The organism is Arthrobacter sp. NicSoilC5, assembly GCF_019977395.1.
Lineage (GTDB): Bacteria > Actinomycetota > Actinomycetes > Actinomycetales > Micrococcaceae > Arthrobacter.
In genome coordinates this window covers 4,632,101-4,646,645 of sequence record NZ_AP024660.1, presented here as the reverse complement: position 1 = coordinate 4,646,645, position 14,545 = coordinate 4,632,101, and the positions used below count along the sequence as shown (strand labels likewise).

Genomic DNA, 14,545 nt, shown 5'->3' with positions numbered 1-14,545 from the left:
GGCTACTTCCCTGCGACCCGGATGTCGCGGCCGGAGGCAACCTTGGCGGACATGCCCCACAGCTCGATAAAGCCCTTGGCCATGGACTGGTCGAAGGTGTCGCCGGTGTCGTAGGTGGCCAGCGAGAAGTCGTACAGCGAGGTGTCGGAGCGGCGGCCGTTGACGATGGCCTGGCCACCTTGCAGGGTCATGCGGATGTCGCCGGAGACGTACTTCTGGGTGTCCTCGATGAACGCGTCCAGGGAGCGCTTGAGCGGGGAGAACCACTGGCCGTCGTAGACCAGCTCGGCCCAGCGCTGGCCAACGGTGGCCTTGAAGCGGGCCTGCTCGCGTTCGATGGTGATGTCCTCGAGGTGCTTGTGCGCGGTGATCAGCGCCATGGCGCCCGGGGCTTCGTAGATTTCGCGGGACTTGATGCCCACCAGGCGGTCCTCGACCACGTCGATGCGGCCGACGCCCTGTGCGCCTGCGCGGCGGTTGAGTTCCTTGATGGCCTGCAGCGGGGTGACCTTGACACCGTCGATGGCCACGGGCACGCCGGCTTCGAAGGAAATGATGACTTCATCCGGTGCCGGCGGGAATTCCGGGGTGGCGGTGTAGTCGTAGATGTCCTTGGTGGGGGCGTTCCAGATGTCCTCGAGGTAGCCGGTTTCGACGGCGCGTCCCCAGACGTTCTGGTCGATGGAGTACGGGTTCTTCTTGGTGGTCTCGATCGGCAGTCCCTTTTCCTCGGCGAAGGCGATGGCCTTGTCGCGGGTGAGGGCGAGGTCACGGACCGGTGCGATGCACTTCAGGTCCGGGCCCAGGGTCTGGATGCCCACTTCGAAGCGGACCTGGTCGTTGCCCTTGCCGGTGCAGCCGTGGGCAACGGTGGTGGCGCCGAATTCGCGGGCTGCCTTGACCAGGTGCTTGACGATGACCGGGCGGGAGATGGCGGACACCAGCGGGTAGTGGCCCTGGTACAGGGCGTTGGCCTTCAGCGTGGGGACGCAGTATTCGTTGGCGAACTCGTCCGATGCGTCGGCGACGTAGGCTTCGACGGCGCCGCAGCCCAGGGCGCGCTGGCGGATGGTTTCGAGCGATTCGCCGCCCTGTCCGACGTCGACCGCCACGGCGATGACCTCGGCACCGGTGGCTTCACCGATCCAGCCGATGGCGACGGACGTGTCCAGGCCGCCGGAGTAGGCCAGCACAATGCGTTCAGTCACTTTAAATGCTCCTTGTTGGGGTTGGTTGATTTGTTGTCTTCAAGCTTATTGCCCGGCTTCCTCAGCCAGTTGCAGGAAGCGGGCGGCGAGGTCCGGGCCACCCAGCGGGTCACGGGAAACCAGCAGGACGGTATCGTCACCGGCGATGGTGCCCAGGATGGACGGCATCACCGAGTGGTCGATGGCCAGGGCCAGGAAGTTCGCGGCTCCGGGCGGCGTCCGGAGGACTGCGATGTTGGCGGACGCTTCGGCGGTGACCAGCAGTTCGCTGCACAGCCGGGCGAGCCGGGCATCCAGGATCTCCTGGGTGACGCCGCTCTTGGCGCCCCGTTCGCCGCCCTCGCCGGGGACGGCGTACACCAGGACGCCTTCCTTCCCGCGGACCCGGACGGCACCCAGTTCCACGAGGTCGCGGGACAGCGTGGCCTGGGTGACCTGGACGCCATCGTCCGCCAGCAGCGCCGCAAGCTCCGCCTGGGAACGCACGGACTGCCCGGTGAGGATGGCGGTGATGCGCGCCTGCCGGGCGGTCTTGGTGGCGGGGCTGGTGCCCGGGGAGGACGGCTGGGCGGACACTAGAACGTGCTCTCTCCGGTGCCTTCGACGGGGGAAAGTCCGTCCACGAAGGCAAGGCCCGAGCGGTGCATCAGCCACGCCATCAGCGCCTTCTGGGCGTGCAGCCGGTTTTCGGCTTCATCCCAGACGATGGACTGCGGGCCGTCGATGACGTCGGCGGAAATTTCGTAGCCGCGGTAGGCGGGCAGGCAGTGAAGCACGACGGCGTCTTCCGCGGCGAGTGCCATGGCGTCCGAGTCCACGGAGTAGTCCCGGAACAGCTGCATCCGGGCTTCCTTTTCGGCTTCCTGGCCCATGGACACCCAGGTGTCGGTGGCTACGACGTCTGCGCCCTGCAGCGCTTCCTTGGCGTCGGTGGTGATGAGCACGGAGCCGCCGGTTTCGGCCGCACGCTCCCGGGCTGCCGCGACGATGTCCTCCGCGGGCAGGTAGCCCGCCGGCCCGGCGATCCGGACATGCATGCCGGCCGTGACTCCGGCCAGCAGGTAGGAGTTGGCCATGTTGTTCGCGGCATCGCCCAGGTAGCTCATGGTGAGCCCCTTGAGTTCGCCCTTGTGTTCCTTGACGGCGAGCAGGTCGGCCAGGAGCTGGCACGGGTGGTAGTCGTCGCACAGGGCGTTGATGACCGGGACCTTGGAGTTGGCAGCCATGGCCACCAGGCCTGCGTGCGCGCCGGTGCGCCACACGATGGTGGACACCATCCGTTCGAGGACCTTGGCGGTGTCCTCCACGGATTCCTTGTGCCCGATCTGGGCTTCGCCCGGGTTGATGACCAGCGCGTTGCCGCCCATGTCGGCCACGCCGGTGGCGAAGGACACGCGGGTCCGGGTGGAGGTCTTGTCGAAGATCACGGCCACGGTCTTGCGGCCGCTGCCTTCCGCGGCGTAGGGCTGCACGCTGTAGGGGGCCGCCTTCATGCGGGCGGCAAGTTCCAGCACCTCTGCCTGCTCGGCGGGGCTGAGGTCGGTGTCCTTGAGGAAGTGCCGGGTTGCGGTGGTCACTGGGCGTCCTTAGCTGCTTGGAGGATTGCCGGGAAAGCGGAGAGGAAGGCATCGGCCTGCGCCGTGGTGAGGATCAGCGGCGGTGCCAGGCGGATGGTGCGCGGACCCGGGCTGTTGACGATGAAGCCGGCGTCGAGGGCCGCCTGCACCACGGCCGGCGCGACGTCGGCGTCCAGGTCGAAGCCGATCAGCAGTCCTTCGCCGCGGACTTCGGTGACGCCGGGAATGGCGCCCAGCGCGGAGCGCAGGTGCTCCCCAACCGCCGCCGCGTTGGCCAGCACGTTCTGGCTTTCGAGGGCGTGGAGGGTGGCCAGGGCCGCCGCGGTAGCCACGGGATTTCCGCCAAACGTCGTGCCGTGCTGGCCTGCTGAGAGCAACGACGACGTCTGCTCACCAAAGGTGAGCAGAGCACCGATGGGGAAGCCTCCGCCCAGCCCCTTGGCCAGGGTGATGGCGTCGGGGACGATGCCCGCATCCTCGCTGGCGAGCCATTTGCCGGTCCGGCCGATGCCGGTCTGGACCTCGTCCAGGATGAGCAGGGCGCCCACTTTGCTGGTGGCCTCCCGCGCTGCCTTCAGGTAGCCCGGCGGCAGCGGACGGACGCCTGCCTCGCCCTGGATCGGTTCCAGGAACACGGCGGCGACGGTGTCGTCAACGGCTGCCTCCAGCGCGGCGATGTCACCGAACGGGATGTGCACCACGCCGCCGGGCAGCGGCTCGAAGGGTGCACGGTAGGCTTCCTTGGCGGTGAGTGCCAGGGCCCCCATGGTCCGGCCATGGAAGGCGCCCTCCAGGGCAATAATCTTCGTGCGTTTCGTGTCCCCGGAACCGGTGTTGCGCCGGGCCAGCTTGAACGCTGCCTCGTTGGCCTCGGTGCCGGAGTTGCTGAAGAACACCTTGGAGCCGGCTGGCGCGTGGGCCAATTGCAGGAGTTTCTCGGCCAGCGCCACCTGGGTGGGGCTGGTGAAGAAGTTGGAGACGTGCCCCAGGGTGGCCAGCTGGCTGGAAATCACCGACGTCACGAACGGGTGGGCGTGGCCCAGGGCGTTCACGGCGATGCCGCCGAGCAGGTCCAGGTATTCCTTGCCGTCGGCGTCCCAGACCAGGCAGCCGGCGCCGCGGACCAGGACCCGCTGCGGCGTGCCGAACACGTTCATCAGCGAGCTGGAGTAGCGGGAGAGCCACTCGGAACCGGCGTGGCCCGTGGTTTCCACCAACTCATTCACTGGTGACTTTTCCATGGTGTTCATCCGTTGATCTCCTCGTCCGGGACAACCTGGGTGCCGATGCCCGCCGTCGTAAATGTTTCAAGAAGCATGGAGTGGGGCAGGCGCCCGTCCACGATGTGTGCGCGTTCCACGCCCTCGTCGATGGCCTTGAGGCACGCGGCCATCTTGGGGATCATGCCGGATTCGAGGCGGGGCAGCATGTCCCGCAGCTCCGACGCCGTGAGCGAGGAGATCAGGGAAGACTTGTCCGGCCAGTTGGCGTAGAGGCCCTCGACGTCGGTCAGGATCACCAGCTTGGAGGCACCAAGGGCCGAGGCCACGGCGGCCGCTGCGGTGTCGGCGTTGACATTCAGGACCTGGCCGGTGGGCTGGAACCGCGCGGCCCCCGCCACGCCTTCGCCGCCGTCGACGATTTCCGGGGCCACCGTGGAAATTACGGGGATGCGGCCCGCGGCGAGGATGTCCATGATGCCTGCGGGGTCGACGCCGACCACCTCGCCCACCAGCCCCAGGTCCACGTCTTCGCCGTCCACCACGGTCCCGGTGCGGACGGCGCGGAGGAGCCCGCCGTCTTCGCCGGACATGCCGACGGCGTAGGGACCGTGGGAGTTGATCAGGCCCACCAGTTCGCGGCCCACCTGGCCGGTGAGGACCATGCGGACCACGTCCATCGCCTCGGGGGTGGTGACGCGCAGGCCGCCCTTGAATTCGGATTCGATGCCCAGCCGGCCCAGCATCGAGTTGATCTGCGGACCGCCGCCGTGCACCACTACAGGGTGGATGCCCACGTGGTGGAGGAAGACGATGTCCTCGGCGAAGGCACGCCGGAGTTCGTCGTTGACCATGGCGTTGCCGCCGTATTTGATCACCATGGTGGTGCCGGCGAACCGCTGGATCCAAGGCAGTGCCTCGATCAGGGTTTCTGCCTTGTCCTGGGCGGCGGACATGCTGGTGGTTTCACGCGTCTGGGTGTTCATGTTGTCACTTTCCACAGCGGCTTGTGCCTGGCGGTATTGCCGTGGCCGGGGCTCCTAGCTGGAGTAGGCGCTGTTTTCGTGCACGTAGTCGTGGGTGAGGTCGTTGGTCCAAATGGTGGCTTCGGCGTCGCCTGCCTGCAGGTCGATTTCCACCAGCACTTCGCGGGGTTCCAGGTCCACCAGGGAGCGGTCATCGCCGATGCTGCCGTTCCGGCAGATCTGGATGCCGTTCATGGCCACGTTGAGTTTGTCCGGCTCGAAGGCGGCGTCGGTGGTGCCCACGGCGGAGAGCACACGCCCCCAGTTGGGGTCCTTGCCGAAGATGGCGGCCTTGAAGAGGTTGGAGCGGGCCACGGAGCGGCTGACCGTCTCGGCGTCGGCTTCACTGGCCGCGTTGAAGGTCCGGATGGCGATGTCGTGGCTGGCGCCCTCGGCATCGGCGATCAGTTTGCGTGCCAGCTCGGCGCAGACCTGGGTCAGCCCGGCACCGAACGCCTCGGCGGACGGCACGGCACCGGAAGCTCCCGAGGCAAGCAGGACCACGGTGTCGTTGGTTGACATGCAGCCGTCCGAGTCGGCGCGGTCAAAGGTGACGCGGGTGGCATCGCGGAGGACGACGTCGAGCATTTCCGGCTGCACGTCGGCATCCGTGGTGAGCACCACCAGCATGGTGGCCAGGCCCGGGGCCAGCATGCCTGCCCCCTTGGCGATGCCGCCGATGCTGAACTCCTGGCCGTCGGCGTCGGTGCCGATGAAGAGCGCTGACTTGGGCACGCTGTCCGTGGTCATGATGGCGGTGCCGGCGGCCGGACCGCCGTCGGTGCTGAGCTCCGCCGCGGCAGCCTCCACCCCCGGAAGGATCTTGTCCATGGGCAGCTGCTCGCCGATCAGGCCGGTGGAGCAGACGAAGACGTCAGTGGCCGAGATCCCCAGCACCTTCGCCACTTTTTCCGCTGTGCTGTGGGTGTTCTGGAACCCGGTGGGGCCGGTGCAGGCGTTGGCGCCGCCGGAGTTGAGGATGACGGCGTCCACCCGGCCGTCGGAGACCACCTGGCGGGACCAGTGCACGGGGGCTGCCGCCACCCGGTTGCTGGTGAACACGGCGGCGGCGGCCTTGGAGGGGCCGTCGTTGACGACCAGGGCGAGGTCCGGATTGCCGGAGGCCTTGAGTCCGGCAGTGACGCCGGCGGCCCGGAATCCCTGGGGTGCGGTGATGGTCACGGGGCTACTCCCTGCAGGTTGAGGCCGGCGGTTTCCGGCAGGCCGAGTGCGATGTTCATGGACTGCACGGCGCCGCCGGCAGTGCCCTTGGTGAGGTTGTCGATGACGCAGGTGACGATGACCCGGCCGGTGTGGGCGTCGAAGGCCAGCTGCATGGCGGCATGGTTGGAGCTCTGGACCGATTTGGTGGTGGGCCACTGGCCTTCCGGCAGCAGGTGGACGAACGGCTCATCTTCGTACGCCTCGGCCCAGGCCAGGCGCAGTTCCGCCGCCGTGGTGCCGGCCTTGACCTTGGCCGTGGCGGTGGTCAGGATGCCGCGACTCATCGGGGCAAGGGTGGGCGTAAAGGATACGGTGACCTGCTCCCCCGCCGCGTTGGACAGGCCCTGCTCGATTTCCGGCGTGTGCCGGTGGCCGCCGCCTACGCCGTAGGGGCTCATGGAGCCCATGACCTCCGAGCCGATCAGGTTGACTTTGGCGGCCTTGCCCGCGCCTGAGGTGCCGGACGCGGAAACGATCACGACGTCGTCGGGCTCCAGCAGGTGCGCGGCGAACCCGGGGGTCAGGGCCAGCAGGGCGGACGTGGGGTAGCACCCGGGAACGGCGATGCGTTTGGCGCCCTTGAGGGCTTCACGCTGGCCGGGCAGCTCGGGAAGGCCGTAGGGCCAGGTGCCGGCGTGGGCGGAGCCGTAGAACTTTTCCCAGGCGGCGGGGTCCTCAAGCCGGTGGTCTGCGCCGGCGTCGATGACCACCGTGCCCTCCGGCAGCTGGGCGGCGATCTCCGCGGAGGCGCCGTGCGGCAGGGCAAGGAACACGACGTCGTGGCCGGAGAGGTTCTCCACCGTTGTGTCCTCGAGGATGCGGCTGGCCAGCCCGTGCAGGTGGGGCTGGAGTTCACCGAGGCGGGAACCGGCGTTGCTGTGGGCTGTGATGGCGCCAATGGTCACACCGGGGTGCCCGGCAAGGAGGCGGAGGACCTCTCCCCCGGCGTAGCCGCTGGCTCCCGAAACCGCAACAGAAATAGTCATGCTCCGACTATACAGCAATAGTTATGCATTGGTACTGATAATTATGCATTCGAGCGCGTCCGGGTAACGCGGCACTTGTCGTGCCGCCCGGGAGTGTCCCTAGGATGGTTTCGGCAGCCGGGGCCGGAGACGCCGGGACCCGCGAAAGGAGAGCCATGACGCACGCAATCGTCGCACGGCAGGCAGGCGGACCGGAAGTCCTTGAGTACACGGAGGCGGAGCCCCCCGTTCCGGGCCCTGGGCAGCTGCTGGTCAAGGTCGGGGCGGCCGGCGTCAACTTCATCGACACCTATAAGCGCAGCGGAACGTACAAAGTCCCCTACCCCTTCACTCCAGGTTCGGAGGCCGCCGGCACTGTCGAGGCAGTCGGCGAGGGCGTGACCGGCTTCGCCGTGGGCAGCCGGGTGGCTACCGCTGAAGGCATCAGCTGCTACGCGGACTACGCGCTGGTGGATGAGGATGCCGCACTGCCCGTACCGAAAGGCCTGGATGTTTTCACTGCCGCAGCGCTCCCCCTGCAGGGCGTCACCGCCCACTACCTGATGAATTCCACCTTCAAGGTGGAGCCCGGCCACAAGGTCCTGCTGCACGCGGGCGCCGGGGGCGTGGGGCTGCTGCTGATCCAGCTGCTCAAGGCACGGGGCGCGGAAGTCATCACCACGGTCTCCACCGACGAAAAGGAGCAGCTTGCGCTCGAAGCCGGCGCGCACCACGTGCTGCGCTACGACGGCTTCGCGGAGCGGGTCAGGGACATCACCAGCGGTACCGGCGTCGACGTCGTCTACGACGGCGTGGGGAAGGATACGTTCGACGGCTCCCTGGCAGCCTTGCGGATCCGGGGCATGCTGGTGCTGTTCGGGGCGGCTTCCGGGCCCGTCCCGCCGTTTGACCCGCAGCGCCTCAACGCCGCGGGCTCCCTGTTCCTGACGCGCCCCACCATGGGCCACTACCTGCGGGACGCGGCGGAGCGGCGCTGGCGTTCGGACGAGGTGTTCGCCGCCGCAGCCGACGGCAGCCTGAAGGTCCGGATCGGTGCACGCTACCCGCTCAGCCAGGCCGGGCAGGCGCACCGCGACCTCGAAGGCCGCAAGACCACCGGGAAAGTCCTGCTGGTTCCCTAGGCACGGGCGACGTGAACAACGGGCAAACGCCCGAACGGCCTGAAACGGCCCGTCCGGGCGCGCACGACACCTTCCGTTCATCTTGTCCCGGCACAATGCGCAAGTGACTCAGCAGCAGGTCCCCTTTGGGGATTCCGGTTCCGGCGTGGAGCCAGCCAGCATCATCCGGGACGGTGCAGGAGCCGGCGGCCGGGACCAGGAGTCCGGGGACGCCGGCCACAGCGTTGCCGTTTTCCGGCCCCAGCTGGCCGGGGCTCCCGCGGCGCCGCCGGCCCGGACCCTCATTGATGTGCTGCAGGACACGGCCGCCCGGTTTCCTGACGCCTCGGCACTGGATGACGGCCGCACGTCGCTCAGTTACGCCCAATTGCTGGACGAGGTCCGTGCCACGGGACGCCGGCTCCACCTCGCCGGCCTGGGCGCCGGCGACAGGATTGGCGTGCGGATCCCCTCCGGCACCAACGAACTGTATGTCTCCATCCTTGCCATCCTCCTGGTGGGCGCAGCCTACGTTCCCGTGGATGCGGACGATCCCGCAGAACGGGCCCGGCTCGTGTTTGGCGAAGCCCGGGTGGCAGCCGTCCTGGGGGCCGGGGGCTCCGTCGGGCCGGGGCCGGCAGGTGCGGCACGCAGCGGTCCATTCAAGGGCGCGCGCCTGCCCGGACCCGGGGACGACGCCTGGATCATCTTCACGTCGGGGTCCACCGGAACACCCAAGGGGGTGGCCGTCCAGCACCGCTCGGCCGCAGCCTTCGTCGATGCGGAGGCCCGGCTTTTCCTCCAGGATGATCCGCTCGGCCCGCAGGACCGCGTCCTGGCCGGCCTTTCGGTTGCCTTCGACGCCTCCTGCGAGGAAATGTGGCTCGCCTGGCGCCACGGCGCCTGCCTGGTACCCGCACCGCGCGCCTTGGTCCGCACCGGCATGGACCTCGGCCCCTGGCTGATCAACCACGCAATCACCGCCGTTTCCACGGTGCCCACGCTCGCAGCCCTGTGGCCCGCCGAATCCCTCGAAAACGTCCGGCTCCTGATCTTCGGCGGCGAGGCCTGCCCGCCGGAACTCGCCGACCGCCTGGCCGTGGAGGGCCGGGAGGTCTGGAACACGTACGGCCCCACGGAAGCAACGGTGGTGGCGTGCGCGGCGCCGCTGGGCGGCCCCGGACCAATACGGATCGGACTGCCCCTGGACGGTTGGGACCTTGCCGTTGTCGATGCCGCGGGTGTCCCGGTGCCCGAGGGCGGAACGGGTGAACTGATTATCGGCGGGGTGGGGCTGGCACGGTACCTGGATCCGGCCAAGGACGCGGAAAAGTACGCGCCCATGCCCAGCCTGGGGTGGGAGCGGGCTTACCGCTCGGGGGACCTCGTGCGGTTCGAACAGGCGGGCCTGATCTTCCAGGGCCGCGCGGACGACCAGGTCAAGCTGGGCGGCCGCCGGATCGAACTCGGCGAGATCGACGCAGCCATGCAGGCCCTCCCCGGGGTGGCCGGCGCGGCGGCCGCCGTGCAGACCACCGCCGCAGGCAACCACATCCTGGTGGGCTATCTTGCCCCCGCACCGGGCCACGACATGGACCTGGGTGCCGCACGGGAACAGCTGGCGGCAAGCCTTCCGGCGGCGCTGGTGCCATTGTTGACCACAGTTGACTCGCTGCCCACCAAGACCAGCGGAAAAGTGGACCGGCACGCCCTGCCGTGGCCCCTGGCGGGTGCAGGCGCCGCAGAGGCGGATGCCGCTCCGTTGAACCTTCCGGATGATGCCGCGTGGGTGGTGGAACAGTGGAGCAGCGTGCTGGGCAGCCCCGTCACATCGCTGGACGCCGACTTCTTCGCCTACGGCGGCGGTTCGCTGTCCGCCGCCCAGCTGGTCTCCGCGCTGAGGGTCCGCTACCCCACCATCACGGTGGCCGATGTTTACGCGACGCCGAGGGTCGGGGCACTGGTGGAGCTGGCGCGGCAGGTCAACCAATCCGGGGACTCCGTTCCTGCGCGGGAGCGGACGGTGCGGCCAACTGCCAGGAAGTCGCAGGTCTTCCAGACACTGATGGGTGTGCCGCTGCACATCCTGGTGGGCATGCGGTGGCTGACCTACCTCATGGCAATCAACAACCTGTTGGCCGGACTCGCCGGATTTACTGCTGCACCGACCATTTCGTGGTGGTGGGTGGCAGCGTCCTGGCTGGTGTTCGTCAGCCCGGCCGGGCGCATGCTGCTGTCCATCGCAGCCGCGAGGGTCCTCCTCCGGGGCGTCAGGCCAGGCATCTATCCCCGGTCCGGGCGGGTCCACCTGCGGTTGTGGCTGGCGGAACAGATCCAGGACCTGGCAGGGGCCATCAGCCTCGCCAGTGCGCCCTGGGTGCCGTACTACGCCCGGGCGCTGGGGGCGAAGATCGGCAGGGACGTCCAGCTTCATTCGCTGCCGCCTGTCACGGGGCTGCTGACGCTCGGCAGCGGAGCCAACGTGGAACCGGAGGTGGACCTGTCAGGCTGGTGGATCGACGGCGACGACGTTCACATTGGGGCCATCCGCATTGGCCGCGGTGCCAGCGTGGGTGCACGCAGCACGCTGATGCCCGGCGCCTCGATTGGGGCCGGGGCGCAGGTGGAAGCCGGTTCCGCGGTGCTGGGGAAGGTGAAGGCAGGCCAATTGGCCGCAGGTTCACCGGCCCGCCGGCAGGGCAAGGCCAAACACAGCGTGCCACATGCCCCGCCCCAGGGCAAGTTTGCCGCACGTGCGTGGTTTGCCGGATTTTCCCTGGCGTCTGCGTGCCTGTCCTTCATTCCGTACCTGTCTGCTGCCGCCGCGCTGTGGGTCGCGTTCACCTTCGTCCAGGGCAGTACGTCGCTGACCGGGGCCCTCCCCCGGCTGCTGGCGGCCCTTGCTCCGGCATCGCTGGTGTGGTTCGCCACGAACGCCGTCCTGGTGCTGGTTGCCACGCGGCTCCTCTCCATCGGGATCACGGAGGGCTACTACCGGATCCGCAGCCGGGTGGGGTGGCAGATCTGGGCCACCGAGCGGGTGCTGGACCTGGCCAGGGACCTGCTTTTCCCCATCTACGCGAGCCTGTTCACGCCGGTGTGGCTGCGCCTGCTGGGCGCGAAGGTCGGTAAGAACGTCGAGGCCTCCACCGTGCTGCTGATACCGAAGATGACCACCGTGGGCGAGGGCGCCTTCCTCGCCGATGACACCATGGTGGCCTCCTACGAACTCGACGGCGGCTGGCTGCGGGTGGCACCGGCGAAGATCGGCAAAAGGTCCTTCCTGGGCAATTCGGGCATGACCGCCGCGGGACGCAGCGTCCCCAAGAACTCACTCGTGGCCGTCCTGTCCGCCACACCGGCGAAGGCAAAATCCGGCACCTCCTGGCTGGGAAGCCCGCCCGTCCGGTTGCGGCGGACCGCGATCGCCTCCGACGATTCGCGCACTTTCCAGCCCCCGGCGCGGCTGAAAGTCGCCCGCACCCTGTGGGAACTGGGCCGCTTTCTGCCGGTCATGCTCACGGTCGCCATCGCGGCCGGTACCATGCTGGCCTTCGACTGGATCGCAACAACCTGGGGCTACGCCGCCGCCGCCCTGCTCACCGGCGTCGTGATGCTGCTGGCGGGCCTCGTGGCGGCAGGGGCGTCCGTCGCCGCGAAATGGGTGCTGGTGGGGCGGATCCGGCCCGGCGAACATCCACTGTGGAGCTCCTTTATCTGGCGGAACGAAGTGGTGGACAGCTTCATCGAACTGGTCACGGCGCCGTGGTTCGCCCGGGCAGCATCGGGCACCCCCGCGCTGGTCTGGTGGCTGCGGGCGCTCGGGGCGAAAATTGGCAGCGGCACGTGGTGCGAGAGCTACTGGCTGCCTGAAGCCGACCTGGTGGCCCTTGGCAGGAATTCCACGGTCAACCGGGGCTGCGTGGTGCAGACGCACCTGTTCCACGACCGTGTGATGAGCATTGACGCTGTTACGCTCGAGGACGGGGCCACCATGGGCCCGCACGGGGTCATCCTTCCCCAGGCCAGCATCGGCGCCGGCGGAACGGTGGGGCCGGCATCCTTGGTGATGCGCGGCGAAGCAGTGCCCGCCGCGACGTACTGGATGGGTAACCCGGTCAGCCCATGGAGCGGGCCCGGATCGCCGCCTGCCACCTAACCGAAGGTCCCATGAGTTCTTCAGCATCAGCCGCCCGGGGCAGCATTCCCGCAGCCACGGGAACCTCCCCGGACCCGTACCTGCCCGGTGCCGGGACAAACGCCTTCCGCGTCGAGCGGTACGAACTGGACCTGGACTACCGGGTGGCCAGCAACCGGCTCAGCGGCAAAGCGGTGCTGCACGGCGTCACTTGCGCTCCGACGTCGGCCATTGTCCTGGACCTCGTTGGCCTGCGCGCCACCAAGGTCCTGCTGGATGGCCGCAAACCGCTCCGGTTCAGCCAGCGGGCCGGGCAGCTGGTCGTCACCTCGCAAGCCCCCTTCGAACCGGAACAGCCCTTCACCCTGGAGGTGCGCTATGAGGGCAACCCGCGGCCGCGGCGCGGCCCCTGGGGCGAGGTGGGCTGGGAGGAACTGACGGACGGTGTCCTGGTGGCCGGGCAACCCAACGGTGCCCCCTCCTGGTTCCCCTGCAACGACCACTCCGGGGACAAGGCCAGCTACCGGTTCACGGTCACCACTGAAGCGAACTACCGGGTGGTGTGCAACGGCGTACTGCAATCGCACACGGCCCGCGCCAGCCGGGAAACCTGGGTCTACGAACAGGCGGAGCCGATGGCCGCCTATCTTGCGACCGTCCAGATTGGCAGGTACGTGCCGTTGGATCTGGACGCCGGACGGCACGGGGCCCCGGTTCCGCAGTCCGTGGCGGTCTCCCACGCCTTGGCGGACCGTGCCAGGACAGGACTGGCCCGGCAACCGGCAATGATGCGCACCTTCAGCAATTGCTTTGGCCCTTATCCGTTTCCCGCGTACACGGTGGTGGTGACCGAGGACGAACTGGAAATCCCGCTTGAGGCGCAGTCGATGGCAATCCTGGGTCCCAACCACCTGGGCCTGGACTGGGAGTCCCAGCGCCTGATCGCCCATGAGCTGTCGCATCAGTGGTTTGGCAATTCCCTGACCGCTGCGGGGTGGCAGGACATCTGGCTGCACGAGGGCTTCGCCTGCTATGCCGAGTGGATCTGGTCCGAGGAAGCCGGTGTCATGCCCGTGGCGGAGCGGGCCGCGGCGGCCTGGCAGCGGTTGCAGGCTGAGGACCAGGACATCCTGGTGGGCGATCCCGGTCCGGCGCGCATGTTCGATGACCGCGTGTACAAGCGGGGCGCCCTGGCCCTGCACGCCGTCCGGACGGCCGTGGGCGACCTCGCCTTTTTCGCCGTCCTGCAGGACTGGACAGCCGGTCACAGGCACGGCTCCGTCACGACGCAGGACTTCATCGTGGCGGTCAGCAGCGCCACAGCTGTCGATGCGGAGCCGCTGCTGCACCCATGGCTTTACGAGGAGCCGCTGCCGCCGCTTCCGCTGGCCTGAACGGGTCCGGAGAGTGCGACGGCGGCGGCCAGGTGTGCGGGCAGCCCGGTTTCAGCAGGGCCCAGGTCCCGCAGGCCGGGACGCCCGCTGACGTCCACGGTGGACGGCGCAGTCCGGAGTCCGTCACCGGTCATTTTCAGCCAGGCTTCCTTGCGTGCCCAGAGCCTGGCCCTCGCCGCCGGCAGCAGCTCCACCCTGACGTTCCGGAGGTTCCGGCGCTCCGCAGGCGTCAGGGCAAGCCCGTCGAACCCGTCAAAGCCGGTACGGGACGGATCCTCGATGTCGGCGCCCAGCCGCGTTCCCGGCGAGGCGTCCACCACAGCCACCAACAATGTCCAGCCCGCTGCCCGGGACAAGCTCAGTGCCAGCGGCACGGGGGCACCCCGATAGCTGTATCCCGGCCGGCCGTGGCCCACCCCGGGACCGGTTCCGCACTGCGGGCAGCTGTAGGCCACGGTGAGGTCTGCGGCGGGAAGTGAGAGCAGCTCCGCGGCGAGCCTCCGCTGCGCCAGCCGGCCGGCCAGAAAAGCAATGCCGGCGGCTGGCGGCAAAGCCTTGGCCCGCGCCAATTCGACGCTGTCCAGGAGGCCTTCGGCGTCCTGCTGCACCCCAGCCGCTTCCCCGGACAGCAGGAAGGGCGGGATGGCGCGCACTTCGCATTGCGCCATGACCC

General features: G+C 68.7%; 11 protein-coding genes. 3 read left to right on the top strand and 8 right to left on the bottom strand.

The window, feature by feature from the left end:
* Window positions 1–2 precede the first annotated feature (2 nt).
* The 7 genes from LDO22_RS21550 to argC are packed head-to-tail and all read right to left on the bottom strand — an operon-like array spanning window position 3 to window position 7,240.
* On the bottom strand, window positions 3–1,208 hold the full coding sequence (locus LDO22_RS21550; RefSeq protein ID WP_224025634.1) for an argininosuccinate synthase: 1,206 nt from the start codon (window positions 1,206–1,208) through the stop codon (window positions 3–5).
* Window positions 1,209–1,253: 45 nt separating this feature from the next.
* Complete coding sequence (locus tag LDO22_RS21545) at window positions 1,254–1,784, bottom strand: arginine repressor (protein WP_159632296.1); 531 nt, start codon at window positions 1,782–1,784, stop codon at window positions 1,254–1,256.
* Window positions 1,784–2,785: an ornithine carbamoyltransferase gene (gene argF, locus LDO22_RS21540; protein WP_224025633.1), complete on the bottom strand. Its 1,002-nt coding sequence runs from the start codon at window positions 2,783–2,785 to the stop codon at window positions 1,784–1,786. The genes LDO22_RS21545 and argF overlap by 1 nt, the downstream gene beginning before the upstream one ends.
* Window positions 2,782–4,035 (bottom strand): acetylornithine transaminase, encoded by a 1,254-nt coding sequence (locus LDO22_RS21535; RefSeq protein WP_224025632.1) that lies wholly within the window; start codon window positions 4,033–4,035, stop codon window positions 2,782–2,784. Before LDO22_RS21535 ends, argF begins: the two co-directional genes overlap by 4 nt.
* Window positions 4,032–4,991, bottom strand: coding sequence for an acetylglutamate kinase (gene argB, locus LDO22_RS21530; RefSeq protein WP_224025631.1), 960 nt, complete (start codon window positions 4,989–4,991; stop codon window positions 4,032–4,034). The genes LDO22_RS21535 and argB overlap by 4 nt, the downstream gene beginning before the upstream one ends.
* A gap of 54 nt (window positions 4,992–5,045) precedes the next feature.
* The gene (gene argJ, locus LDO22_RS21525) at window positions 5,046–6,212 is read right to left on the bottom strand and encodes a bifunctional glutamate N-acetyltransferase/amino-acid acetyltransferase ArgJ (protein WP_224025630.1); all 1,167 of its coding nucleotides are present in this window, start codon (window positions 6,210–6,212) and stop codon (window positions 5,046–5,048) included.
* Window positions 6,209–7,240 carry an N-acetyl-gamma-glutamyl-phosphate reductase gene (argC, locus tag LDO22_RS21520; protein ID WP_224025629.1) on the bottom strand — a complete coding sequence of 344 codons (1,032 nt, stop codon included), beginning with the start codon at window positions 7,238–7,240 and terminating at the stop codon, window positions 6,209–6,211. Before argC ends, argJ begins: the two co-directional genes overlap by 4 nt.
* 155 nt (window positions 7,241–7,395) lie before the next feature.
* Here argC and LDO22_RS21515 point away from each other — a divergent pair, with 155 nt between their 5' ends.
* The 3 genes from LDO22_RS21515 (at window position 7,396) to LDO22_RS21505 (ending at window position 13,872) form a co-directional block, all read left to right on the top strand.
* The gene (locus tag LDO22_RS21515) at window positions 7,396–8,361 is read left to right on the top strand and encodes a quinone oxidoreductase (RefSeq protein ID WP_224025628.1); all 966 of its coding nucleotides are present in this window, start codon (window positions 7,396–7,398) and stop codon (window positions 8,359–8,361) included.
* 244 nt (window positions 8,362–8,605) lie between these two features.
* Complete coding sequence (locus LDO22_RS21510) at window positions 8,606–12,499, top strand: Pls/PosA family non-ribosomal peptide synthetase (protein ID WP_224027306.1); 3,894 nt, start codon at window positions 8,606–8,608, stop codon at window positions 12,497–12,499.
* A gap of 11 nt (window positions 12,500–12,510) precedes the next feature.
* A complete protein-coding gene (locus LDO22_RS21505; RefSeq protein WP_224025627.1) occupies window positions 12,511–13,872 on the top strand; it encodes a M1 family metallopeptidase in 1,362 nt (453 codons plus the stop codon).
* Here the strand turns inward: LDO22_RS21505 and LDO22_RS21500 are convergent.
* Complete coding sequence (locus LDO22_RS21500) at window positions 13,836–14,540, bottom strand: 4'-phosphopantetheinyl transferase superfamily protein (protein ID WP_224025626.1); 705 nt, start codon at window positions 14,538–14,540, stop codon at window positions 13,836–13,838. The two genes, LDO22_RS21505 and LDO22_RS21500, sit on opposite strands and share 37 nt — an antisense overlap.
* Between the last annotated feature and the right edge of the window lie 5 nt (window positions 14,541–14,545).